General features: G+C 68.0%; 20 protein-coding genes. 10 read left to right on the forward strand and 10 right to left on the reverse strand.

The genetic code is table 11. The features are described from left to right. Positions 1–57 precede the first annotated feature (57 nt). The 6 genes from LTV02_RS28225 to LTV02_RS28250 all read left to right on the forward strand — a co-directional run bounded on the left by LTV02_RS28225 (position 58) and on the right by LTV02_RS28250 (position 4,226). The gene (locus LTV02_RS28225; RefSeq protein WP_233034859.1) at positions 58–906 is read left to right on the forward strand and encodes an LmeA family phospholipid-binding protein; all 849 of its coding nucleotides are present in this window, start codon (positions 58–60) and stop codon (positions 904–906) included. Beyond that, positions 903–1,361 carry a thioredoxin family protein gene (locus LTV02_RS28230; protein ID WP_233034860.1) on the forward strand — a complete coding sequence of 153 codons (459 nt, stop codon included), beginning with the start codon at positions 903–905 and terminating at the stop codon, positions 1,359–1,361. The genes LTV02_RS28225 and LTV02_RS28230 overlap by 4 nt, the downstream gene beginning before the upstream one ends. 260 nt (positions 1,362–1,621) lie before the next feature. Then, positions 1,622–2,119: a DUF4395 domain-containing protein gene (locus tag LTV02_RS28235; protein WP_233034861.1), complete on the forward strand. Its 498-nt coding sequence runs from the start codon at positions 1,622–1,624 to the stop codon at positions 2,117–2,119. 54 nt (positions 2,120–2,173) lie between these two features. Then, a complete protein-coding gene (locus LTV02_RS28240; RefSeq protein ID WP_067720998.1) occupies positions 2,174–3,007 on the forward strand; it encodes a sulfurtransferase in 834 nt (277 codons plus the stop codon). Between the two features lie 4 nt (positions 3,008–3,011). Then, positions 3,012–3,317 carry a DUF1416 domain-containing protein gene (locus LTV02_RS28245; protein WP_067720997.1) on the forward strand — a complete coding sequence of 102 codons (306 nt, stop codon included), beginning with the start codon at positions 3,012–3,014 and terminating at the stop codon, positions 3,315–3,317. 201 nt (positions 3,318–3,518) lie between these two features. Continuing rightward, positions 3,519–4,226 (forward strand): FABP family protein, encoded by a 708-nt coding sequence (locus LTV02_RS28250; RefSeq protein WP_067720996.1) that lies wholly within the window; start codon positions 3,519–3,521, stop codon positions 4,224–4,226. 423 nt (positions 4,227–4,649) lie between these two features. Here the strand turns inward: LTV02_RS28250 and LTV02_RS28255 are convergent, their stop codons facing one another. From LTV02_RS28255 to LTV02_RS28275, 5 genes are all read right to left on the reverse strand, one after another. Beyond that, the gene (locus LTV02_RS28255; RefSeq protein WP_233034863.1) at positions 4,650–6,332 is read right to left on the reverse strand and encodes an ATP-binding cassette domain-containing protein; all 1,683 of its coding nucleotides are present in this window, start codon (positions 6,330–6,332) and stop codon (positions 4,650–4,652) included. Next, entirely contained in the window at positions 6,329–8,536 is a 2,208-nt protein-coding gene (cydD, locus tag LTV02_RS28260; protein ID WP_233034864.1) for a thiol reductant ABC exporter subunit CydD, read from the reverse strand. Before cydD ends, LTV02_RS28255 begins: the two co-directional genes overlap by 4 nt. 62 nt (positions 8,537–8,598) lie before the next feature. Further along, positions 8,599–9,630, reverse strand: coding sequence for a cytochrome d ubiquinol oxidase subunit II (gene cydB / locus LTV02_RS28265; RefSeq protein WP_233034866.1), 1,032 nt, complete (start codon positions 9,628–9,630; stop codon positions 8,599–8,601). A 9-nt stretch (positions 9,631–9,639) separates the two neighbouring features. Beyond that, positions 9,640–11,115, reverse strand: a complete 1,476-nt coding sequence (locus tag LTV02_RS28270; protein WP_233034868.1) for a cytochrome ubiquinol oxidase subunit I — start codon at positions 11,113–11,115, stop codon at positions 9,640–9,642. 185 nt (positions 11,116–11,300) lie between these two features. After that, positions 11,301–12,224, reverse strand: coding sequence for an aminodeoxychorismate lyase (locus LTV02_RS28275; RefSeq protein ID WP_233034870.1), 924 nt, complete (start codon positions 12,222–12,224; stop codon positions 11,301–11,303). Positions 12,225–12,484: 260 nt separating this feature from the next. Between LTV02_RS28275 and ygfZ the strand changes: the two genes are divergently transcribed. The 4 genes from ygfZ (at position 12,485) to LTV02_RS28295 (ending at position 15,631) form a co-directional block, all read left to right on the forward strand. Next, positions 12,485–13,600 (forward strand): CAF17-like 4Fe-4S cluster assembly/insertion protein YgfZ, encoded by a 1,116-nt coding sequence (gene ygfZ / locus LTV02_RS28280; protein ID WP_233034872.1) that lies wholly within the window; start codon positions 12,485–12,487, stop codon positions 13,598–13,600. Next, positions 13,597–14,274: an MOSC domain-containing protein gene (locus LTV02_RS28285; RefSeq protein WP_233034874.1), complete on the forward strand. Its 678-nt coding sequence runs from the start codon at positions 13,597–13,599 to the stop codon at positions 14,272–14,274. The genes ygfZ and LTV02_RS28285 overlap by 4 nt, the downstream gene beginning before the upstream one ends. After that, positions 14,271–15,233, forward strand: coding sequence for an asparaginase (locus tag LTV02_RS28290; RefSeq protein WP_233034876.1), 963 nt, complete (start codon positions 14,271–14,273; stop codon positions 15,231–15,233). The genes LTV02_RS28285 and LTV02_RS28290 overlap by 4 nt, the downstream gene beginning before the upstream one ends. A 185-nt stretch (positions 15,234–15,418) precedes the next feature. Then, complete coding sequence (locus LTV02_RS28295; RefSeq protein ID WP_067720988.1) at positions 15,419–15,631, forward strand: DUF3073 domain-containing protein; 213 nt, start codon at positions 15,419–15,421, stop codon at positions 15,629–15,631. A 294-nt stretch (positions 15,632–15,925) separates the two neighbouring features. Here the strand turns inward: LTV02_RS28295 and purM are convergent, their stop codons facing one another. From purM to LTV02_RS28320, 5 genes are all read right to left on the reverse strand, one after another. Beyond that, entirely contained in the window at positions 15,926–17,005 is a 1,080-nt protein-coding gene (gene purM / locus LTV02_RS28300) for a phosphoribosylformylglycinamidine cyclo-ligase (RefSeq protein ID WP_233034878.1), read from the reverse strand. A 417-nt stretch (positions 17,006–17,422) separates the two neighbouring features. Beyond that, the gene (locus LTV02_RS28305; RefSeq protein WP_233034880.1) at positions 17,423–19,171 is read right to left on the reverse strand and encodes an ABC transporter ATP-binding protein; all 1,749 of its coding nucleotides are present in this window, start codon (positions 19,169–19,171) and stop codon (positions 17,423–17,425) included. Next, the gene (locus LTV02_RS28310) at positions 19,164–20,162 is read right to left on the reverse strand and encodes an ABC transporter permease (protein ID WP_067720985.1); all 999 of its coding nucleotides are present in this window, start codon (positions 20,160–20,162) and stop codon (positions 19,164–19,166) included. The genes LTV02_RS28305 and LTV02_RS28310 overlap by 8 nt, the downstream gene beginning before the upstream one ends. Continuing rightward, positions 20,162–21,184 carry an ABC transporter permease gene (locus tag LTV02_RS28315; RefSeq protein WP_067721022.1) on the reverse strand — a complete coding sequence of 341 codons (1,023 nt, stop codon included), beginning with the start codon at positions 21,182–21,184 and terminating at the stop codon, positions 20,162–20,164. The genes LTV02_RS28310 and LTV02_RS28315 overlap by 1 nt, the downstream gene beginning before the upstream one ends. After that, complete coding sequence (locus LTV02_RS28320; RefSeq protein ID WP_233034882.1) at positions 21,184–22,770, reverse strand: ABC transporter substrate-binding protein; 1,587 nt, start codon at positions 22,768–22,770, stop codon at positions 21,184–21,186. The genes LTV02_RS28315 and LTV02_RS28320 overlap by 1 nt, the downstream gene beginning before the upstream one ends. Between the last annotated feature and the right edge of the window lie 294 nt (positions 22,771–23,064).

Below are 23,064 nucleotides of genomic sequence, written 5' to 3' on the forward strand. Positions count from 1 at the left end.
CACCTCACTCCGACGGCGGCATCGGACAGTTCCAGCGCTCCCCACTAGGGTGCTCGTATGTCTTTCCGGCGGGTGATCATTGCGCTGCTCTGTGTGGCAGGGCTCGCGGTCGTGCTCGATTTCGGGGTCGCCGCCTACTCCGAATATCGGGTGTCCCGGCTGCTGCGCGAGGGGTCGCATCTGAGTGCCGATCCCGAGGTCACCTTCCACGGCTTCCCGTTCGTGGCACAGGCCTTCGACGGCGATTACCGGAACATCGACATTCGCGCGCGCTCCGAGCGGCCCGATATTCCGGGCGAGATCATGGTCGAGGCCAATCTGCGCGGGGTGCATCTGCCCTTCGGGGACCTGGTGGACGATCGGGTGCGCAAGGTGCCGGTCGACAAGGCCGAGGCCCGCATGCGGATCGAGCCGACCGAGCTGGGCCGGCTGTTCAAGATTCCGGATCTGCAGGTCTTCGGGCCGCCCGCCGACAAGTCCGACGGCTCCGGCGGTTCCGGCGGCACCGGCGCGACCACCCAGGGCGCGATCATCCTGACCGGCACGCTGCCGATCGGTTCCCCCGCCGAGACCGTCGTCCCGACCGGCACCAAGGACAAGGGGCGGGTGGTGAGCGTGCTGGCCGATCTGCGCCTCGACGGCGATCAGGTCCGCATCACCGCCACCGATATCTATTACGGCAACGAGGCCAGTCCCGCTGCCCTCGGCCCCGACGCCGAGAAGCCGGTGCGCATCTCCGACGAGGACAAGGCCGGCGTGCTGGCGCGCTTCACCCGCACCATCGACACCAAGGACCTGCCGTTCGGCATCCGCCCGATGAAGGTGGAGGCCAGCGGCGGGCAGATCGTGGTCGAGGGGACGGGCAAGGACATAACCATCGACCTGGATCGGTTGAACCAACCGTGATCACCCTCGTCGTTCTCGCCGTCGCCGTCGTCGCCGCCATCGTGGCCGGAGTCCTGGTCCGCCGCAACGAAGGCCGGGTGCGCGATTCCGCGCCGGTGGCGAGCGCGGCCCGGGAATCGAATCGGGCCGAACTGCTGGCCGCGGCCGGCGTGATTCCGGGCCGGCCGACGGTGCTGCATTTCTCCGCGGAGTGGTGCGGTCCGTGCGCGGCGGTGCGGCGGGTGGTGGCGAACGTGGTCGCCGAGCTCGCCGATTCGCCCGCGCCGCCGCTGGATCTCGAGGTCGACATCGATGCCGAGCCGGCGCTGGCGCGCGAGCTGAACGTGCTCTCGCTGCCCACCACCTTCGTCCTCGATGTCCAAGGAGTGGAACGGTTCCGCATCTCCGGAGTTCCCAAGGCCGCGGATTTGCGCACGTCACTGGGGTCTTCAACGGTCTCCGGACCCACCGAGTGACCAGCATTACGGACCCCGGGTCCAATTTCCCCCGAAAATTGGGTAAACTTCCCAACGTGCAATCCAACCGCGAGCTGATGCTCACCCGACGCCGCACAGTAGACCTGTGCCGCCTCGGTGGTTGTTGCTGCCTGTGCCGCTAGCCGGTCGGCCTTTCGAATTCTTCTGTCGCCGACCGGGTTTGACCCCGCCGTACGAGTGATCGCGCGTAGATCCTCCGGCGAATTTGGCCAATACACCTCCAGCGCAGGAGCACTCTCATGTCGAACCAGAACAGCCCAGAGTTAGAAACGTCAACGGGCCGAATCCCTTCCGGCCAGGTCGATGTCCGCGGCCCCCGCTTCGCCGCCTGGATCACCACCGCCGTGCTGGCGCTCGTGCTGATCGTCTCCGTCTTCTCCGTTCCCGCCGCCACCGTGCTGCTGGCCGTCCAGGCCGTGGTTTTCGGGCTGGGCGCGCTGAACGGTCCCCGCCGCAGCCCCTACGGCACGCTCTACGCGAAGCTCGTCGCGCCCCGCATCGGCCCCGCCCCCGAGCTGGAACCCGTTGCGCCGCTGCGGTTCGCGCAGCTGGTCGGCCTGATCTTCGCCGTGCTCGGCGTGCTCGGCTTCGCGGCCGGGGCCACCGTGGCGGGCGCGATCTTCACCGGATTCGCGCTGTTCGCGGCCTTCCTGAACGCCGCCTTCGGAATCTGCCTGGGCTGCAAGATCTATCCCCTCGTCGCGCGCCTGCGGTCCGGCGCCGCCGCGACCAACTGACCCTTTTCCGCCTCTCAACCAACCTGCTTCCGGCAAAACACTGAAAGGAACAACATGGCTCGCTCCGATGCCCTGGTCTCCGCTGACTGGGTCGAAGAGAACCTGAACACCCCGGGCGTCGTGCTCGTCGAGGTCGACGAGGACACCAGCGCCTACGATCTGGGGCACATCGAGGGCGCCGTGCGTCTCGACTGGAAGAAGGACCTGCAGGACCAGGTCCGTCGCGACTTCGTGAACCGGGAGCAGTTCTCGGATCTGCTGTCGGCCCGCGGCATCGGCAACGATGACACCGTGGTGCTGTACGGCGGCAACAACAACTGGTTCGCGGCCTACGCGTACTGGTACTTCAAGCTCTACGGCCACCAGGACGTGAAGCTGCTCGACGGTGGCCGCAAGAAGTGGGAACTGGACGGCCGCCCGCTGGTCAAGGACGTCAAGGTGCGCCCGGCCACCTCCTACAAGGCTTCGGAGCAGGATCTGTCGATCCGCGCCTTCCGTGACGAGGCCATCAACGCCATCGGCACCAAGAACCTGGTCGACGTGCGCTCGCCCGACGAGTTCTCCGGCAAGATCCTGGCCCCGGCCCACCTGCCGCAGGAGCAGTCGCAGCGCCCGGGCCACATCCCGACCGCCATCAACGTGCCGTGGTCCAAGGCCGCGAACGAGGACGGCACCTTCAAGAGCGACGCCGAGCTGGCCGAGCTCTACAAGGAGGCCGGGCTGGACGGCGAGAAGGAGACCATCGCCTACTGCCGTATCGGCGAGCGTTCCTCGCACACCTGGTTCGTGCTGCAGGAGCTGCTCGGCCACAAGAACGTCAAGAACTACGACGGGAGCTGGACCGAGTACGGCTCCCTCGTCGGTGCACCGATCGAGTTGGGAGCCTAATCACATGTGCGCAGCACCTACCCAGGGCCAGGCCCTGCCCGCCAATGTCGACGTCGAGAAGGAAACGGTCATCACCGGCCGCGTCCTGAGCACTGACGGCCAGCCCGTGGGCGGCGCGTTCGTGCGCCTGCTCGACGGCAACGGCGACTTCACCGCCGAGGTCGTGGCCTCCGGCACCGGTGACTTCCGCTTCTTCGCCGCCCCCGGCGCCTGGACCATCCGCGCGCTGTCGGCGTCCGGCAACGGTTCCGCCGAGGCCAAGCCGGAAGGCGCCGGCATCCACAATGTGGATGTCACCGTCGCCAAGTAAGACACGGTGCGGCTCGCGCAATTCGCGCGAAACACTCGAAACGGCCCCGGGATTCATTTTCCCGGGGTCGTTTTCGTGTCACCGGGCACGGGTGACTAGACTCCGATCCGTGGTGCAATTCTTCGAGGTCTTGCTGGTTCTCGTTTCCGTACTGATCGCGTGGTTCGGTCTGTACGTCCTCTACCGGCTGTTCACCGAGTCGTGAGCGAGTCGGCGAGCGAGAACGTCGACAACACAACGGCCAACGGCACGTCCACCGAGACGGCCGGTAACCGTGCGGACGGCGCACGCCTGAGCGGTGACAAGGCGGTCGCCGACGCGGTCGAGCGCGCCAAGTCCACCGGGGTGCTGAACATTCCCTCGCTCCCCGATCTACCGCTGCCCGAGGACACCGCCAACCTCCGGCTCGGCCCCGACCTGAGCTCCTCCATGCTCGCGCTGCTGCCCCTGGTGGGCGTCTGGCGCGGCGAGGGCGAAGGCAACGAGCCCGAGAGCGGCGATTACCGCTTCGGCCAGCAGATCATCGTCTCGCACGACGGCGGCGACTATCTGGCGTGGGAATCGCGTTCCTGGAAGCTCGATTCCGAGGGCGCGTACGCCGGCCCCGATCTGCGTGAGAGCGGTTTCTGGCGGGTCGGCATCGACGGTGACGACGAGGTGCTCGAGCTGCTGCTCACGCATTCCTCCGGCATCGTGGAGCTCTTCTACGGCCAGGCCCTGACCCAGTCGTCCTGGGAGCTCGCCACCGACGTGGTGATCCGCAGCCAGTCCGGCGTGGTGGTCGGCGGCGCCAAGCGCCTCTACGGCATCGTCGAGGGCGGCGACCTGGGCTACGTCGAGGAGCGCATCGCCGCCGACGGCGCCCTGGAACCCCGGCTGTCGGCCCGCCTGCAGCGCTACATCGGCTGAGTACAACCGCAACAACTGATTTCGCGACCTTCGGGGTAACTCACCGGGTACGTCCGGAACTCGCAACGGCACTTCCGCAGGCACGCAATGCCAGCGGTTTCGGCACCCGGCCGTGCGCTGAAGGCTCGGGGAGGCGGAAAAGGAACGACCCCCGAGTCTGTATCGCGGATGCAACTCACGCGATTCCGGTCGGACAAGACCGGAGACTCGGGGGCCGGGTGACTGCCTGGGATTCGCGAGGCGTTCGCGCGAACGGGTCGCTCTAAGAGAAAACCCAGTGCAGCGGTGGGCACCTAGCGGACAGCCACCTCACGCGTCCTAGAAATAACCATTTCTTCGACCACCTCCTCTCTTGTGTACTGATGAAAGTAGTCAAAGCGGACAGCGGCGGCAACGTATTTTCTCGGACCGCGAAATCCCAGCTCAGAGCTGGTTTGCGGGAATAAGGCGGTCGATGGATGTGTCACCGTTTCCGGCCACGCGCACCACGGTGTCCGCGCGGTGATCCGCGGGCAGTTGATGGGTGACCACGACTACCGTCCGATCGCGTTCCACCAGGCCGCTGGTGTCGTCCAGCAGCCGCCGCAGCAGGTCCGCGCCGGCTTCGGCTTCGAGGTGCTCGGTCGGCTCGTCCAGCAACAGCACCCGGGCCGGGGAGAGCAGCGCGCGGGCCAGCAGGATGCGGCGGCGCTGACCGCCCGATACCGCGGCGGCGCCGCCCACCAAATCGGTGTCCACGCCGTCCGGCAGCGCATCCAGCCACTCCCCCGCGCCGACCATGCGCAGCGCGTTCTCGGCTTCGGCGGCGGTGATATCGCCCCGTGCCACCCGCAGATTCTCCAGCACGGTGGTGCCGAACAGGTGCGCGTCCTCGGCGAAGAAGGTGACGCCGGGGCGCGGGGTGTCGAACAGCCCCGCCCAGGCCATGAGCAAAGTGGTCTTGCCCGCGCCGCTGGGACCGACCACCGCGATCCGCCGTCCGTCCGGCAGCCCGGGGAATTCCCTTGTCACCGTCTCGGATTCGGCCTGTTCCAGTCGTTCCAGCCGCCGCAGCGCGGCCCGGCCGTTGGTCAGCGCCTGCGCGGCGGCGGGCAGCACCGCCACCGCCTCGAACGCCGACAAGGGCACCAGCACCAGGACCGTGAGCGCCATGGGCGTGATCCCACCCGGCGCGATGGTCTGGAACCCGGCCGTCGGCACCCCGGACCCGCTGCCGTACAGCACGATTCCGATGAGTAGCGCGCCCAGCACGCTCACCCCGATCGACAGCGGCGTGGCGGCCGCCGCCCACGCGCTCCGCGAAGCCGCCAGATCCTCCGCCGCCACTGCCCGCAGCCCCGCCGAATTCGCCTCGCCGAGCGCGGCATCCAACCGGCCCGCCACCCGCAACTCCGGCGCATGATCGAGCACGGTGAGCGCGGCCGCCTGGAACTCGGTCCGATCCGTCCGCACCGCCTCTTCGGCCTCCCGCGCCGCCCGAGCCGAAAGCCACGGCGCCGCAATCCCCGCCACCGCCAGTGCGGCCGCGAGAATCAGCGCCGCGGGCACGGAAACGGGAAGCAGCAGACCCACCGCGAACAACGCGAGGACCACCGCCACGGTGATCGGCACGAAGGCCCGCACGACGACAGTCCCGAGATCATCGATATCCCCCATGACCCGCCCCAGCAATTCACCCCGGCGCAGCTCCGTCGAGTCCCCCTGCCCCGCACCGTCTTCCGCGCGCCCCGGTACCGCGCCGTTCGCCCCGGCCTCCACCACACCGGTCCGGCGCGGCCGCCAGATATCGGCCCCCGCCAAGGTGCGGTAGGTGGTCGTACGCGCGGTGTTCATAGCCCGCAACGCCACATCGTGGGTAGCCAGCCGCTCCAGATACCGGCACAACCCGCGCGAAATCCCCAGCGCCCGAACGGTGACCACCGCAATGGTCAGATCCAGCACCGGCGGCATCTGCCACGCCCGTGCGATCAGCCAGGCCGCCAGGGCAGCCAGCCCCAGCCCGCTGCCGAGCGCCAGCACCCCCCACCCGATCGAGATGGCCATCCGCGCCCTGGACAACTCCAGCAGCCGCCGAATCCGCCCGAAGTCCGCCACCCAGCCGCTCATCGCCCGCTCTCCTCGTATCGCACGCCACTGTCCAGCCGGCCGCTTCGCCCATCACCGCGGCCGCCCGCCAGCGCGGTGCCACCGAGTTCGCCGATCGGGGCGGCCGACGCCGCGGGCGGAATGCCGACCGGCACCGTGCTGTTCCAGGCCCGTGCCTCCGGCCTGCGGGTCGCTGGGGCGGGGTTCTCTCGAGCCATTGCCGGTTCCAATGGGAGTGCCGGGTCTGAGTCCTCCTCGGCGACGCCCCCATGACATTCGGTGACCGCTGGTTCCCGGCGGGGAGCCGGGTCGGGCTCCTCGTCCGTAGCCTCGGCGGTGGTGCCGCGAACTTCGACGATGTGGTCGGCGACCGCCAGTACCGAGGGGCGGTGGCCGACCAGGACGACGGTGGCCCCGGCGCGAGCGCGGGCCACCAGGGCCGCGAGGACCGTTGCCTCGCAGGCGTCGTCGAGGTGGGCGGTGGGCTCGTCGAGCAACAGCACCTGCCGCGGGGCCGCGAGGGTGCGGGTGAGCGCCAGGCGCTGACGCTGGCCCAGGGACAGGCCGAGGCCGCCGGCGCCGACGGTGGTGTTCCAGCCGTCGGGCAGTTCGGCGAGAACGTGGTCGAATCCCGTTGCGGCGCAAGCCGAGGCGATCTCGTCGGATCCGGCCGGTGCGCCGAGTAGTTCGAGATTGGCGCGGAGCGTGCCGGGTACCAGGACGGGGCGTTGCGGGAGCCAGGCGACATGGGACCACCAGGCGTCCAGGTCGAGGTCGGAGAGCGGCGTGCCGTCGATGGTGACGATGCCGCGATCGGATGGGAGCAGGCCCAGGATCACCTGGAGCGCAGTGGATTTCCCGCAGCCGTTGGGTCCGGTCAGGACGCTCACCGCGCCGGGGCGCAGTATCGCCGACAGGCCGGCGGGGGCCGCGCCGTCGCGACCGTCCACGGTGAGGTCGCGGATTTCTATGCGCCCGTTCATGCTCCGGTCGCCGACCGGGCCGCCCTCGGCGATTCCCGAGCCGTTCGGCTGCTGCTCGGCGGCTCCGGATACCGGCGCGGTCGAACGCGCACCGGCCGCCGTCGGCCGCGGCGTCGTCAGGTCACCCGTCGTCAGGTTACCCGGGCGCGGTCCGGGGGCGGTCCGGCGGGCGAGGTGGCCGGCCGCCGTCGCCGTGGGGTCGGCGGTGATCGGGCGCGCGCCGGCGTCGTCGGGGTCCAGCACAGCGAAAGCCTTTTCGGCGGCGGCCATTCCGTCCTGTGATGCGTGGAAGCGTTCGCCCACCGCGCGGAGCGGGAGGTAGACCTCGGGGGCGAGGATGAGGGCGAGCAGGCCGGCGTAGAGGCCCATATTGCCGAAGACCAGGCGCATGCCGATGGAGACGGCGACCAGGGCCACGCACAGGGTGGCGAGCATTTCCAGGACCATCGAGGACAGGAAGGCCATGCGCAGGGCGGACATGGTGCGGCGGTGCAGATCGTCGCCGAGGGCTCGGACTCGCCCCGCCATGCCGCGGTTCTCCGCACTGGCGGCCGAATCGTCCTCGGGTAAGGCGTTCGCGCGACCGGTTTCTCGCCCCAGGGCGCGCAGCGTCGGCATGCCGGTGAAGAGATCGAGGAGTTGATCGGAGAGTCGGGTGGTGGCGGTCAGCGTGTCCTTGGCGCGGCCCTGGGTGAGCAGGCCGATGAGGATCATGAAGATGGGGATGAGAGGGAGGGTGACCAGGATGATCGCACCGGAGACCCAATCGTGCAGGGCGATCACCGTCAGGACGATCGGCGGGACCAGTACCGAAAGCAGCAGGGCGGGCAGGTATCCGGCGAGATAGCCGCGCAGGCCGTTCAGCCCGCTGCCCGCCACCACCGCCAATTCGGTTCGACGGCGCTCCAATTCGCGTGGCGGGAGTTGCGCGCCCGCGGCGACCACGGCGGATTCGAGTTCGGCGACGACCTGCGCGCCCGCCCGATGCGCCAGCCGGGACTGCCACCAGGTGGCCGCGACCCGCACCGCCACCGCGATGGCCAGTGCCACGAGTTCGGTTGTCCAGGAACCGATATCACGCCGCCCCGGATCGGTGATCACCCCCGCCAGCACGCTCGCCAGCGCCAGCGCCGCCACCACGATGCACACCGTGGTCAGCAGCGACAGCGCCACGCTGAGTCCGAGATACCGGCGTGCCGAATGCGCGTACCGCCACAGCCGCGGATCGATCGGCCGTCCCATGTTCGACCTCCCTCAGGCACGCGACCCCCGGCGAATCCGCCGGGGGTCGCGCGTAAACCAGTTCAGTTCTTCGCGGTTTCCAGCGGCAGCCCGATGGACGGCGGGATCTGCTCCATGGTGAGCCGCTTGCGGAACACCCAGTAGGTCCAGGCCTGGTAGACCAGCACCACCGGAACCATGGCCACCGCCACCCAGCTCATCACCACCAGGGTGTAGTGCGTGGAGGACGCGTTGTCCACGGTCAGGCTGAACGCGTCGTCGATGGTCGAGGGCAGCACGTTCGGGTAGAGGCACCCGAACAGCAGCGCCGTGGCCGAGGCGATGGTGACGGCGGTACCCGCGAAGGCCCAGCCGTCCCGTCCTTGCGTAGCGGCGAATCCGGCCACCACGAGCCCGATCACCGCCAGGATCAACGGAATCCAGGTCCAGCCCTCGCCGTAGGCCAGCTGGGTCCAGATGCCGAAGACCGCCACCACGACCGCGGTCGGCACGAAGATCTTCCGGATGATCGCCTGCGCGTCGTCGCGGACCTCGTTGCCGGTCTTGAGCGCCACGAACACCGCCCCGTGCAGCAGGAACAGCAGCAGCGTGGTGAGCCCGCCGAGCAGCGCGTACGGGTTGAGCAGATCGAAGAGGTTGCCCTCGACCTGCTTGCGCTCGTTGAGCTTCACCCCGTGCACGATGTTCGCGAAGGCGAGACCCCAGGCCAGTGCGGGCACCCAGGAGCCGATGCCGATGGCGATATCGCACCCGAGCCGCCAGCGATCGTCATTGATCTTGCCGCGCCATTCGATGGCACAGGCGCGCACGATCAGCGCGACCAGGATCAGCAGCAGCGCCAGATAGAACCCGGAGAACAGGCTGGCGTACCACTCCGGGAACGCCGCGAACATGGCGCCGCCGCCGGTGAGCAGCCAGACCTCGTTGCCGTCCCACACCGGTCCGATGGTGTTGAGCACGACGCGCCGCTTCACCTCGGACTTGCGCCCGATGATGCCCATCAGCATGCCGACGCCGAAGTCGAAGCCCTCCAGCACGAAATAGCCGATGAACAGGACGGCGATGAGCAGGAACCAGAACGTTTGCAGTGTCATCGCCGTCTCCTAGTAGGCGAACGAAAGCTTGTCGACGGAGTCCCCGGTCATCTTCGGGGTATCCGAATCGTCCTGTGCCGGTTCGGGTCCGACGATCACGTAGCGCCGCATCAGGTAGAACCAGGCGACCGCGAGCAGCCCGTAGAGCACGGTGAACACGATGAGCGAGGTGAGCACGGTGCCCGGCGAGACTCCGGATACGCCCTGCTGCACCGTCATTCGGATGTGCTGGTCTCCGGTCGGGTTGGGCGCGACCACCCACGGCTGGCGGCCCATCTCGGTGAACACCCAGCCGGCGCTGTTGCCCAGGAACGGCGTGAAGATGGCCAGCACGCACAGCCACGAGTACCACTTCTGGTCCGGCAGCCGCCCGCGCCGGGTGACCCAGAATCCGGCCAGCAGCAACAGGATCGGGCCCGCCATGAAGCCGATCATGGCGCGGAAGGACCAGTAGGTGACGAACAGGTTGGGCCGGTAGTCGCCGATGCCGTACTTCTCGTTGTATTCGACCTGCAGGTTCTTGACGCCTTTGAGTTCGACGTCGCTGAACTTGCCCTCGGCCAGGAACGGCAGCACGTACGGCACTTCGATGAGGTGATCGACGCTGTCGCAGTTGTTGTGCGTGCCGATGGTGAGGACCGAGAAGTCGGGGTCCACCTGTGTGGTGCACAGCGATTCGGCCGACGCCATCTTCATGGGCTGCTGTTTGAACATCAGCTTGCCCTGGATGTCACCGGTGATGAAGAGCCCGATGGCGGCGAGGGCGATCACCCACATGCCGAGCTTGCCGGCGGGCCGCCACAGATCGCGGGCTTCGTCGAGCAGGGTGGCGTCGCCGGTGAGCTTGCTCTGCCGGACCTTCTTCACCATCCACCAACCGGCCACCGCGGCGACGAAGGTGCCGGAGGTCAGGAAGGCGCCGGCGACCACGTGCGGGAAGGCCGCGAGGGTGGTGTTGTTGGTGATGACCGCCCAGATGCTCTCCAGTTCGGCGCGGCCCCGCTCGGGGTTGTACCTGGCCCCGACCGGATGCTGCATGAACGAGTTGGCGGCGATGATGAAGTACGCCGAGGCGTTGACGCCGATGGCGACCAGCCAGATGCAGGCCAGGTGTACCTTTTTCGGCAATCGCGTCCAGCCGAAGATCCACAGTCCGAGGAAGGTGGATTCCAGGAAGAAGGCGACCAGCGCCTCCATGGCCAGGGGCGCGCCGAAGACGTCACCGACGAAGCGGGAGTATTCGCTCCAGTTCATGCCGAACTGGAATTCCTGCACAATGCCGGTGGCGACACCGAGCGCGAAGTTGATCAGGAACAGCTTCCCGAAGAATTTGGTGAGCCGGTACCAGCGTTCGTTTCCGGTGACCACCCACGCCGTCTGCATCACCGCGACGAGCGGGGCGAGGCCGATGGTGAGCGGCACGAAAATGAAGTGGTAAACGGTGGTGATACCGAACTGCCAGCGCGCGACGTCTACGGCGCTCATCCGACCTCCCTGCCGATCTACGACATGACGTAGTAACTCGACAGTACGCCCACCGAACCTGAGATCAACATGTGACGCGCCACAACAAGCCGAGAATTTGCTGAGGTGTGATACAGCCGCCATCCGGGTCCCGGACGGCTATGACCGATTCGGGACCCGAGCGCTACGGGACGACCGGATCCGCCTCACCAGTCGGCAATGCTGCCCGGCAGCGCGATGCCCTTGTCCACCATGGCGCTGATCTCGGCGGCCTTGTCGTTGGCCGACATTCGCAATCCGTCGAGCGATTTCACCCGGGCCGCGAGGGTCACGCTGGAGAGCATCCAGACACTGTCCGCGGTGATCAGATCGGCGGTGAACAGCGGCGCGTACGAGCACTCCCACCCGGCCTTCTCCGCCACCGCGTACAGCGCCCGCTGCGTGGTCCCGGGCAGCACGCCGTTCTTGGCGGGCGGCGTGATCAGCTGATTTCCCCGCTGCACCACCACGGTCGAGCGAGGCCCCTCCAGCACGCGATGCTCGGTGCTGGTGAAGATGACATCGTCGGCGCCCATCCGCTGCGCGAACCGCAGCGCGGACATATTCGTCGCGTACGACAGGGTTTTCGCGCCCAGCAGCTGCCAGGGCGCGGCCTGCGCCAGATCGATCGATATGCCCCGCGACAGCGTGATGACCGAAACGCCTTCGGCCCGCGCGGTTTTCACCCGATCGGCGACCGCCTGCACCAAAACGTATCCGGTAGTGGGGGCTTCGGCCCCGGACAGCTCCCCACTCTTGTTAGCTGATGGTTTGCCAACGACTTGCTCGCTCTCTCGCCCGCGGGTGAGTGTGATGCGCAGCATGCCCTCACGCTCGCTCCCCCACTCCTTCGCGGCGATCTGCGCGGCCTTGCGCCAGGCGTCCAGATCCGGCGCCGGCAAATCCAGGGCCTCCGCCGAACGCCGTAGTCGCGCCAGATGCAGTTCGAGCGAACACGCTGTTCCCTCCCGCACCAGCACCGTCTCGAATACCCCGTCGCCCCGTAGCGCGCCGATATCGTCCGCATACAACAACGGCGCGTCCGGATCCCGGATCGCGCCGTCGAGTGTCACCAGAACCCGTTCCACCATGCGACCGAGCCTAAGGGAACCAGCACAGCTAATCCGCCTCTCCGCGACTTTTGCGCGCGGCAAATTGCCGTCGACCGATGAGCACGCGTGCCGGCGGTCACGAGCCCACCCGATTTCGGACGTTCCCGGTGAGTTACCCCGACCTCACGAAATCAGCTGTTGCCTTCCGAAACCTGTTGTGGCCGGGGCTCCGACAATGGGGTGGCCACCTTCACACGGGGGGAAAGCCTCGCAGCAGGGGATCTGTATAGGGTAAGGGGGTGTCCTCCTCGGTTGCACCCAGTCCGATTCTGCAGGTTCCAGGGGCTGTCGCGGGGCCGCCGGAGTCACCGGATGCCGCGGTGGCGTGGCATTACGGCGATCCCTTCGGCGAGCAGCGTGCGGCGGTAGCGCGGGCGGCGGTGGTGGATCGCTCCCACCGGTTCGTGCTGACGATCACCGGCAAGGAACGGCTGAGCTGGCTGCACACTATCTCCAGCCAGCATGTCGCGAATCTCGGCGACGGCGAGTCGGCGGAGAACCTGGATCTCGATCTCAACGGCCGCGTGCAGCATCACTTCGTGCTGACCGATCTGGACGGCACCCTGTTCATCGACACCGAGGCCGAGCGCGGTGCGGACCTGCTGGGCTTCCTGCAGAAAATGGTGTTCTGGGCCGATGCCAAGCCGGAGGCCGCGCCGGATTACGCCGTGCTGAGCCTGCTCGGCCCGGAGGCGAACACGCTCACCGAAACCCTCGGCATCGCCGCACTGCCCGATACCTTGCGCGCGGTGGCGCTGCCCGGCGGCGGTTTCATCCGCCGGATGCCCTGGCCCACCGCCGACTCCTTCGATCTCATCGTCCCCCGCGCCGAACTGGCGGCCTGGTGGACCAAGCTGCGTGACGCGGGCGCGGCGGCCGCGGGCATGTGGACGTTCGAAGCGCTGCGGGTGCTCGCGCTGCGCCCGCGCATCGGCATCGATACCGACGACCGCACCATCCCGCACGAGGTGAACTGGATCGGCGGCCCCGCCGAACACGGTGCGGTGCACCTGAACAAGGGCTGCTATCGCGGCCAGGAGACGGTGGCCCGGGTGCACAATCTGGGCAAGCCGCCCCGGCACCTGGTGCTGCTGCACCTGGACGGTTCCGCCGACGGCCGCCCGGTCCCCGGCGATGCCGTCACCGCCGGCGGGCGCGCGGTGGGCGTGCTGGGCACCGTGGTCGACCACTTCGAATTCGGTCCCGTCGCACTGGCTTTGATCAAACGCAATATCCCCGCCGACACCGCGCTGGAGGCCGGCCCGTGCGCCGCCTCGATCGACGCGGATTCGGTGCCCGCGCATGACGAACCGCAGGCCGGCCGGCTCGCCGTCGAGAAGCTGCGCGGCCGGTGAGCGCCACCGGACTGATCTCGGCCGTCTGCGTGGTGCACGCCGAGATCGAGGTGAACACCCGCGTCGGGCGCACCGCCATCGACAAACGCCCGGTGCCGCACCGGGTTCCGGTGCGCGCACTCGGCCTGGACGGCGACCACGTGTGCGATACCAAGCATCACGGCGGCGTGCACCAGGCCGTCTACGCCTATGCCGAGGAAGACGCGCGGAACTGGGCCGCCGAACTCGACCGGGAACTGCCCGCGGGCTGGTTCGGCGAGAACCTGCGGGTGCGGGGCCTGCCCGTCAGCGATGCCGTGCTCGGCACGCACTGGGCCATCGGCGAAACGCTGCTGGAGGTGTCCGCGCCGCGCGTGCCGTGCGCGACCTTCCAGCAGTGGACCGGTGAGCAGCAGTGGGTGAAACGCTTCACGCTGCAGGCGAATACGGGCGCGTATCTGCGCGTCCTCACCGAGGGCACGATCGGTGCGGGCGACGAGGTGCGCGTGGTGCACGTCCCCGCGCACGGCATCACCGTGCGGGACCTGTTCATCGGTACCGATCCGGCCAAGCTGGAGCTGCTGCTGGAGGCGGAGCCCACCATCTCCGATGACGTCCGCATGCAGATCGAGCGGCACCGCCGCCGTCACCTCAATGCCGCCGCGGCGGCGGACAAGGCAGGAGCGATTTCATGAGCGTGGACCTGGTCGAGGTGGTCCGGTCGGGTTTCCGCGAATGCGTGCATCGCGGTTCGCTGGTGATCCTGGGCCCCGACGGCGATCCGCGGTTCGAGCTCGGCGCGGTGCACGGCCCGATCTTCCCGCGGTCCACCAACAAGCCGCTGCAGGCGCTGACCTTGCTGCGCAACGGTTTCGAACCGCGCGACCAGGCCGAGCTGGCCATCGCCACGGCCTCGCACTTCGGCGAGGCCGACCATGTGGAACTGGTGCAGCGGCTGCTGGATCGCTTCGGATTCACCGAGGACGATCTGGAATGCCCGCCCGACCTGCCCTTCGAGGAGCAGGCCCGGGCCCAGGCGCTGGCCGGGAGCACCCGGGCGAAGGCCGCCCGCCGGATCTTCATGAACTGCTCCGGCAAGCACGCGGCCATGCTCGCCACCTGCAAGATCAATGACTGGCCGACCCGCGGCTACCTCGATACCGGGCACCCGTTGCAGCAGGCGGTGCTGGCGACCATCGCCGACGTGACCGGCGAACCGGAGACCGATCTGGGCATCGACGGCTGCGGACTGCCCATCGTCCCGGTGTCGCTGGTGAACCTCGCTCGTGCCTACGCCACCCTGGCGACCGCGCCGGAAGGTAGCCCGGAACGCCGGATCGCGGATGCGATTCGCGCCCATCCGCGAGTGATTTCCGGCACGGACGGCCCGGATCTGCGCGTCATGTCGGCGACCCCCGGACTGGTGTGCAAGATCGGCGCGGACGGCGTGCACGCCGGCGCGCTCCCGGACGGCTCGGCCTTCGCGTACAAGATCGACGATGGCGCGGATCGCGCGCGACTACCCCTGACCTCGGCCATCCTGCAGCGCATGGGCATCGAATGGACTGATGAGCACGCCGAACTGGCGGCTCCTGCGGTGCTCGGCGGCGATGCCCGGGTGGGCATCATCCGGGCCATTCCGGGGGTGCTGTAACCCCCGGTCGACGCCGCGATCTTCCGGTCGCGGCGGGCTGCTCGCGGCACTTCCACGGTTTCTCCCCCACTCCTGGAAGCGCGACCGCCTGACACACGCTAAAGTGTCTGTCAGGAAGATTATTAATTCGAACGGGGCCGCCAACAATCCCCAGGCCGCCCCGCAGTGACGCGAGGGGGTCAGCCATGGGCCGCGGCCGGGCTAAGGCAAAGCAGACCAAGGTCGCACGCGAGCTCAAGTACAGCTCGCCGTCGACCGACTTCACGAGCCTTCAGCGTGAGCTGTCGGGAAGTCCCGCAGACTCGCAGCGGAGTGGCGGTGTCATCTCCGACGAGCACGACACGAAGGAATCGTCGTCGAGCTGGGACGAAGGCGACTACGACGACTGGCGTCGCTGACTCGGATTAATCGGCGTGCTAGGGGGGAGGCCGAAACCGGCCTCCCCCCTAGCACGCTGACACACGCCGAGGCTCCGGCAATGTCGAGGGCTTTTCGATGAACGCCGATGTCCCGCCCCTGAGACGGGACACTGGCGGTTTTTCTGCTGTCCACACCCAGGTGTGAACGCGCCGCAACGGTTTTCCCGATCGTTGCCGGCGCCGCGCCGGCAGCCGCCGACTCAGGGATCCGAATACGACTCGGCCCCGATCACTTTCGTGGTGATCGGGGCCGATTTCGTTGTGCCGCAGGGCTCAGAAGCGCGGGTGGTCGCCCACCAGGACGGCGCGCTCGGCGTCGGCGTCCTTGGCCTTCTTGACGGTGCCGAGGGTCCAGCAGTCGATGTGGCGGGCGGTGAGGACGGCCAGGGCGCGGTCGGCGTCCTCGGGGGCCACCACGGCCACCATGCCGACGCCCATATTGAAGGTCTTCTCCATCTCGACGCGCTCGACGCGGCCGCGCTGGGCGATCATCTTGAAGACCGGGGCCGGGTTCCAGGTGCCGCGGTCCAGTTCGGCGACCAGGCCCGCCGGGAGCACGCGGGCCAGGTTGGCCGCCAGGCCGCCGCCGGTGACGTGCGAGAAGGTGCGCACATCGGTTTCGGCGATGAGGGCCAGGCAGTCCTTGGCGTAGATCTTGGTGGGCTCGAGGAGTTCCTCGCCCAGGGTGCGGCCGAATTCCTCGACGTGCCCGGCGAGGGACATGCGGTCGATGTCCAGCAGCACCTTGCGGGCCAGCGAGTAGCCGTTGGAGTGCAGGCCGGAGGAGCCCATGCCGATGACGACGTCGCCGGGGCGGACGCGATCTGGGCCGAGCACGGCATCGGCTTCCACGACGCCGACGCCGGTGGCGGACAGGTCGTAGTCGTCGGCGCCCATCAGGCCGGGGTGTTCGGCGGTTTCGCCGCCGAGCAGCGCACAGCCGGCCTGGACGCAGCCTTCGGCGATACCGGCCACGATTTCGGCGACGCGTTCCGGGACCACCTTGCCGACGGCGATGTAGTCCTGCAGGAACAGCGGTTCGGCGCCGCACACCACGAGGTCGTCGACGACCATGGCGACCAGGTCGAGGCCGACGGTGTCGTGCTTGTCCATGGCCTGCGCGACGGCGATCTTGGTGCCGACGCCGTCGGTGGAGGCGGCCAGCAACGGCTCCTTGTAGCCGCCCTTCAGTGCGAACAGTCCGGCGAATCCGCCGAGGCCACCCTGCACCTCGGGCCGGCTGGCCTTCTTGGCCAGCGGCGCGAACAGTTCTACTGCGCGGTCGCCGGCTTCGATATCCACTCCGGCCGCCGCGTACGAGGCACCGGCGCTGCTGGGTGTCTGTTCAGTCATTGTCGGGGAGAGCTCCAAGCCGAATCGGTGGATAGATGCCTGCTCACGGTACCGGAGTCCAATAACGCCTTTGCACCCGGAATGGTGTATTACCAACTCTCGTAGCTCTCAGGGGCTTCGCCCCCGAACCCCCTCGGGTAGAGAGAGGGACAACTCTCGTGGCTCTCAGGGGCTTCGCCCCCGAACCCCCGACTACGAGTTCTCGAGGGCTCCGCCGAGCGACGTCACGAGGCTTCCCGCCGACACGGCTACCGAACTCACGAGGCTTCCCGCCGACACGGCTACCGAACTCACGAGGGACTTCACGCCGACGCGGCCGCCGAACCCACGAGGACTTCACGCCGACGCGGCCGCCGAACCCACGAGGACTTCACGCCGACGCGGCCGCCGAACTCACGGGAGGTTCGCGGCGGGGCTTCAGGTGATGTCGTGGGGGACTTCGCACCAGGGGGCTCCTGATTGGTCGGTGGCGAACATGTCTCCGGATCGGGTTCGGCGGCGGCGTTGTTCGGTGGGGTCGGGGACGGGGACGGCGGCTACGAGGCGGCGGGTGTAGTCCTGGGTGGGGTGGCGGAGGATGTCGTCTCGGGTGCCTTGTTCTACGACCGAGCCGTTGCAGAGGACGGCGATGCGGTCGGCGAGCTGGTCCACGACTGCCAGGTCGTGGCTGATGAAGAGGCAGGCCCAGCCGCATTCGGCTTGGAGTTGGGCGAAGAGTTCGAGGACTTTGGCTTGGACCGAGACGTCGAGGGCGCTGGTGGGTTCGTCGGCGATGAGCAGGTCGGGGTTCAGGACCAGGGCGCGGGCGAGGCTCACGCGCTGGCGTTGACCGCCCGAGAGTTCGTGGGGGTAGCGGCCTTCGGTGCCGGCGGGGAGCTGCACGTCGTCGAGGAGGTGGCGGACGCGGTCGCGGCGGCCCGCGCGGTCGGTGGTGCGGTGCACGACAAGGGGTTCGGCGATGCAGTCGCCCACGGTGAGGCGGGGGTTGAGCGAGGTGGCGGGGTCCTGGAAGACGAAGCCGAGACGCTGCCGGAACGGGCGGAGCCGCCGTTCCGACAGGGCGGTGAGTTCGGTGCCGAGCACCGACACCGAGCCCGAAGTGGCCCGCTGCAATACCGCCACACAGCGCCCGATGGTGGATTTGCCCGAGCCGGATTCGCCCACCAGGCCCAGGGTTTCGCCGCGGGCGATGGTGAAGCTGACATCCTGAACGGCCCGGAACGGCGGACGCCCGAGCCCGCCGGAGAACTCGACCACCAGATCCCGTACCTCCAGCACGGTTTCGGGCGGTGTGTCCGATTTGCTCAGGGGCGCGGCGGTTTCCACCGCCGCGCGGTCCTCGGAGCCCAGATGCGGCACCGCGGCCAGCAGCGCCCGGGTGTACTCGTGCGCGGGCTCGGCGAACAGCCGATCCACCGGTGCTTCCTCGACCACCCGGCCCGAGCGCATCACCACCACGCGATCGGCCAGATCGGCGACCACGCCCATATTGTGCGTGATCAGCACGATGGCGCTGCCGATCCGATCGCGCAGATCCCGCAGCAGCTCCAGGATCTCGGCCTGCACGGTGACGTCCAGCGCGGTGGTCGGCTCGTCGGCGATGATCACCTTCGGCTCGCAGGCGACGGCGATGGCGATCACCACGCGCTGCTTCTGCCCGCCGGACAGCTGGTGCGGGTAATAGTCCACCCGCCGTTCGGGTTCGGGCAGCCCGACCGTGCGCAGCAGTTCCACCGCGCGCGCCCGGGCCGCCTTCCGGCTCAGATCCCGGTGCGCGCGCAGCGCTTCGGCGATCTGATACCCGACGGTGAACAGCGGGTCGAGCGCACTGCCAGGTTCCTGGAACACCATCGACACCGCACCCCCTCGTAGGGCGGTGAGTTGGCGTTCGCTCATGGCGGTGATCTCGTCGGTGCCCAGCCGCACCGTGCCACGTACCCGTGCGGTGCCCGGCAGCAACCCCATGGCGGTACGTGAGCTCACTGATTTCCCGGACCCGGATTCGCCGACCACGGCCAGCACCTCGCCCGGAAACACCTGGTAGGAAACCTCGCTCACCGCGTGCACCGGTCCGGCGTCGGTGGCGAAGGTGACCGAGAGCGATTCCACCGAGAGCGCGGCCCGCTGCTCCCCGGCCGCCGGTTCGGTCTTGGTGAGGTCAGTCATCGTCGGCCTCCGTCGCCGCGGTCGCGTCGCCGCGCACCGCCCGGCGGGTGCGCAGCAGTGGATTGAACACCTCGTTGAGGCTCTCGCCCACCAGCGTCATGCCCAGCACCACGATGACGATGGCCGCGCCCGGGAAGATCCCGGGCCACCAGGTGCCGTTGGCGACGCCGGGCATGGACTTGTTGAGATCGAAACCCCACTCGGCCGCCTGCGTGGGTTCGATGCCGAAGCCCAGGAACCCCAGCCCCGCCAGCGTCAGGATGGCCTCCGCCCCGTTCAGGGTGATGATCACCGGCAGCGACTGGGTGACGTTGGCGAGGATGTGCCGGAACAGGATTCGCACCGTGGACGCCCCGCTGACCCGCGCCGCGTCCACGTACGGCTCGTGTTTGACCACCGCGGTGGCATTGCGCACCACCCGGAAGTACTGCGGCACGAAGATCACGGTGATGGCGATGGCCGTGGCCAGCACCCCGCCGATCCGGCTGGACTGCCCGCCCGCCACCCCGATGGACACCACGATGGCCAGCAGCAGCGACGGGAAGGCGTACATGGCGTCCATGACCAGCACCAGCACCCGGTCCACCCAGCCGCCGAGGTAGCCGGACACCAAACCCAGTGGCACGCCGACCAACAGCGACAGCAGCAGCGAGACCGCGATGACCGACAGCGCGGTGCGGGCCCCGTACACGACCCGCGAGAACACGTCCTCCCCGCGAATCGAGGTGCCGAACCAGTGCTGTGCCGACGGCGCCTGATCGGTCCCGAATTTCACTCCGTCCGAGGCGGTCTGGGCGAAATCGTAGGGCGCGATGAGCGGCGCGAAGACCGCGGTGATCAGGAACGCCGCGATCAGCGCGAGCCCGAATATCAGGGTGGCGCGCTGCAATCCGTGCGTCATGCCGAACAGCCGCAGCCCGGGGATGCCCCGTTTGCCGCGGAGCGCGATCGGGGCGACCGAGGGTTCGGTCACCACTTCCGGTGCTGTCATCAGAACCTCACCCTCGGGTCGACGAAGGCCACGATCACGTCCACCAGGAAGCTCATCACCGCCACCACCACGGCGAGGAACGCCACGATGCCCTGTACGGCGACGAAATCGCGCAGTGCCAGGTATTCGGTGAGCTGGTAGCCGAGGCCCTTCCATTCGAAGGTGCGCTCGGTGAGGACGGCGCCGCCGAGCATCATGGCGATGTACATGCCCATGACGGTCACGATGGGGATCAGGGCATTGCGGAAGGCGTGCCGCCCGGTGACCACGCGCTCGGACAGCCCGCGCGCCCGGGCGGCGTCGACGTAGTCGGCGCGCAGGGTCTGGATCAGGTTGATCCGGACCAGCCGCAGGAAGATGCCCGCGGTGAGCAGGCCGAGCGCGATCCCCGGCAGCACAGCGTGTTTCAGCACGTCGATCAGATGGTCGGTGTCGCCGTACAGGATGGCGTCGACGAGCAGGATATTGGTGCGCGGCGACACATTGTGCAGGTCCAGTTCCACCGTGGTCGAGGCGCGCCCCGACACCGGCAGCCAGCCCAGCTTCACCGAGAACACCAGTTTCAGCAGCAGGCCGACGAAGAACACCGGCGCGGCGTAGGCGAGGATGGCGAACAGCCGCAGGCCCACGTCGCTGGCCCGGTCCCGGTGCGTGGCGGCGTAGCGGCCCAGCGGGATGCCGACGATGAACGCCACCAGCAGCGACCAGAACACCAATTCCAGTGTGGCCGCGCCGTATTCGGTGATGACATCGCTGACGGCCCGATTGTCCTGGGAGCGCCCGAGATCGCCCTGGGCGAGATGGGAGATGTACTCCCAGTACTGGGTGAGGATGGGCCGATCCAGGCCCGCCGCGTGCTTGCGCGCGGCGAGCTGGTCGGCCGGCAGACGGCCCCCGAGCGCCGCCGTGATCGGATCGCCCACCACCCGCATCAGGAAGAACACGACGGTCACCAGGATCCAGGTGGTGGGCACGATCAGCAGCAGCCGTACCCCGAGGTACCGCAGCAGGCGGCCGGAGATCACTTGCTGATCACACCGAACCGGAACTTGAACGACGGATCGAGGGTGTTCTCGACCCCGTGCACGTTCTTGGCCGCGACCGCGATGGACTTACCGGACAGCAGCGGCACGATGGGCAGGAAATCGGCTGCGAGCGAACGCTGTACGGTGGCCAGCGCGGTGAGCCGCTTGGCATTGTCCGGCTCGGTCACCTCGGCCAGCAGTTCGGCGGTGATGCGCGGATCCTCGAAGTGCGACTGCAGCATATTGTTCGGCGCGAAGAACGGCGTCAGGTAGTCGTCGGCGTCCGGGTAGTCCGGGAACCAGCCGAACTGGAAGATCGGGTAGGCGTCGCGGGCGCGTTCCTTCTGGTACGAAACCCATTCGGTGGATTGCAGATTCACCTTGAACAGGCCGCTGGCCTCCAGCTGCGACTTGATGGCCGCGTACTCCTCCGAGCTGGAGGGCCCGTAGTGGTCGGAGTTGTACTGGATGTTCAGCGCCAGCGGGGTGGTCACCCCGGCGTCGGCCAGGAACTTGGCCGCCTGATCCTTGTTGGGCTTGGCCCCGTAGATCTCCTTGAACGGCTCGGTCGCGCCCACCACGCCTTGCGGCACGGACGAATACGCCGGCGCCCAGGTGCCCTTGTACACGTCGGCGGCGAGCGCGTCCCGGTCGACGGTGGAGGCGATGGCCTTGCGGATGGCAAGCTTCTGCGCCGGGGTGTTGCCCGGCATGGTGTTGAAGTTGAACACGATGTAGCGCAGCTGGCCGCCGGGTCCGGACAGCACGTTCACCTTGTCGCTGTTGCGCAGCGAGTCGATGTCGGTGGGCGTGAGGGTGTTGTACGCGACGTCGATGTCACCGCGCTGCACGTCGAGTTTCAGGTTCTCCGAGGCGGCGTAGTACTTCATCGAGACCTTGTCGGTCTTCGGCTTGCCGAACAGCCCGTTGTAATCCGGATTCGCCTGGTAGGCAACGAGTTTGTTCTTGTCGTAGCTGCTGATGGTGTACGGGCCCGAGAAGGGCTTGGCGTTCACCACGTCCTGATCCTCGAGCAGTTTGTCCTTGGGGAACACCTGCTCGTCGACGATGGCGCCGGCCTGGGTGGGCAGGATGGCCGGGAAGGTCTGGTCATTGGCGACCTTCAGCGTGAAATCGACGGTGAGATCGTCCTTGGCCTCGGTCTTGTCGAGGTTGCCGATCAGCGAGGCGGGCCCGTTCGGATCGTTGATCCCGAGCATGCGATCGAAGGAGAACTTCACGCTCTTGCTGGTCAGCGCATGCCCATTGGCGAATTTCAGGCCGGGCTTGAGCTTGCAGGTGTAGACCGTCGGGCTGGTGAACTCGCATTTCTCGGCGGCGTCGGGCTTCGGAACCGACTCGCCCGGAGCGAAATTCAGCAGGAACTGATAGACCTGCGTCTCCACCATGAGCGAACCGTTGTCATAGGCCGCGGCCGGATCGAGGGCGAAGATCTTGTCCGTCGTCCCGATCACCAGGCCCGCACCGCCGCTGTCATCGTTCGTCCGCCCGGATCCGCATCCCGCGACCGCGGCTACCACGAGGCTCGCGAGACCAACTGCCGCAACACTTCTAGCGCGCATACTGCACCACTTTCGACACGCAGCGCACAGGGCCGGGTTTCGGTCCCGCCGCGCCGCGGTGGACTTCCTTTGGCTGGGCACAGTATCGGCCGGTTATAACCGGCATGTTGCCTTTACGAACAAACAGATCAGATTTTCTACGGGTGCGCGAGCAGGCCGTTGTCACAACTGGGACAAGCGATTCGGCGCAAACATGCCGACAAATCGGGCCTGACGTGGGCGAATCCTGGACGCCCGCACAACAGTCCGGCCCGCCCGCGGAGAACGCGGACGGGCCGGACTGCTGAAGATGTT

The organism is Nocardia yamanashiensis (assembly GCF_021183565.1).
Classification (GTDB): Bacteria; Actinomycetota; Actinomycetes; order Mycobacteriales; family Mycobacteriaceae; genus Nocardia; species Nocardia yamanashiensis.

What these genes read in the sequence shown, in the direction of transcription:
- purM (WP_233034878.1), bottom strand. Translation starts at nt 17,005, where the DNA reads ATGACTGAACAGACACCCAGCAGCGCCGGTGCCTCGTACGCGGCGGCC.
- LTV02_RS28270 (WP_233034868.1), bottom strand. Translation starts at nt 11,115, where the DNA reads ATGAGCGCCGTAGACGTCGCGCGCTGGCAGTTCGGTATCACCACCGTT.
- LTV02_RS28320 (WP_233034882.1), bottom strand. Translation starts at nt 22,770, where the DNA reads ATGCGCGCTAGAAGTGTTGCGGCAGTTGGTCTCGCGAGCCTCGTGGTA.
- LTV02_RS28295 (WP_067720988.1), top strand. Translation starts at nt 15,419, where the DNA reads ATGGGCCGCGGCCGGGCTAAGGCAAAGCAGACCAAGGTCGCACGCGAG.
- LTV02_RS28290 (WP_233034876.1), top strand. Translation starts at nt 14,271, where the DNA reads ATGAGCGTGGACCTGGTCGAGGTGGTCCGGTCGGGTTTCCGCGAATGC.
- LTV02_RS28240 (WP_067720998.1), top strand. Translation starts at nt 2,174, where the DNA reads ATGGCTCGCTCCGATGCCCTGGTCTCCGCTGACTGGGTCGAAGAGAAC.
- LTV02_RS28245 (WP_067720997.1), top strand. Translation starts at nt 3,012, where the DNA reads ATGTGCGCAGCACCTACCCAGGGCCAGGCCCTGCCCGCCAATGTCGAC.
- LTV02_RS28235 (WP_233034861.1), top strand. Translation starts at nt 1,622, where the DNA reads ATGTCGAACCAGAACAGCCCAGAGTTAGAAACGTCAACGGGCCGAATC.
- LTV02_RS28310 (WP_067720985.1), bottom strand. Translation starts at nt 20,162, where the DNA reads ATGACAGCACCGGAAGTGGTGACCGAACCCTCGGTCGCCCCGATCGCG.
- LTV02_RS28305 (WP_233034880.1), bottom strand. Translation starts at nt 19,171, where the DNA reads ATGACTGACCTCACCAAGACCGAACCGGCGGCCGGGGAGCAGCGGGCC.
- cydB (WP_233034866.1), bottom strand. Translation starts at nt 9,630, where the DNA reads ATGACACTGCAAACGTTCTGGTTCCTGCTCATCGCCGTCCTGTTCATC.
- cydD (WP_233034864.1), bottom strand. Translation starts at nt 8,536, where the DNA reads ATGGGACGGCCGATCGATCCGCGGCTGTGGCGGTACGCGCATTCGGCA.
- LTV02_RS28255 (WP_233034863.1), bottom strand. Translation starts at nt 6,332, where the DNA reads ATGAGCGGCTGGGTGGCGGACTTCGGGCGGATTCGGCGGCTGCTGGAG.
- LTV02_RS28225 (WP_233034859.1), top strand. Translation starts at nt 58, where the DNA reads ATGTCTTTCCGGCGGGTGATCATTGCGCTGCTCTGTGTGGCAGGGCTC.
- LTV02_RS28275 (WP_233034870.1), bottom strand. Translation starts at nt 12,224, where the DNA reads ATGGTGGAACGGGTTCTGGTGACACTCGACGGCGCGATCCGGGATCCG.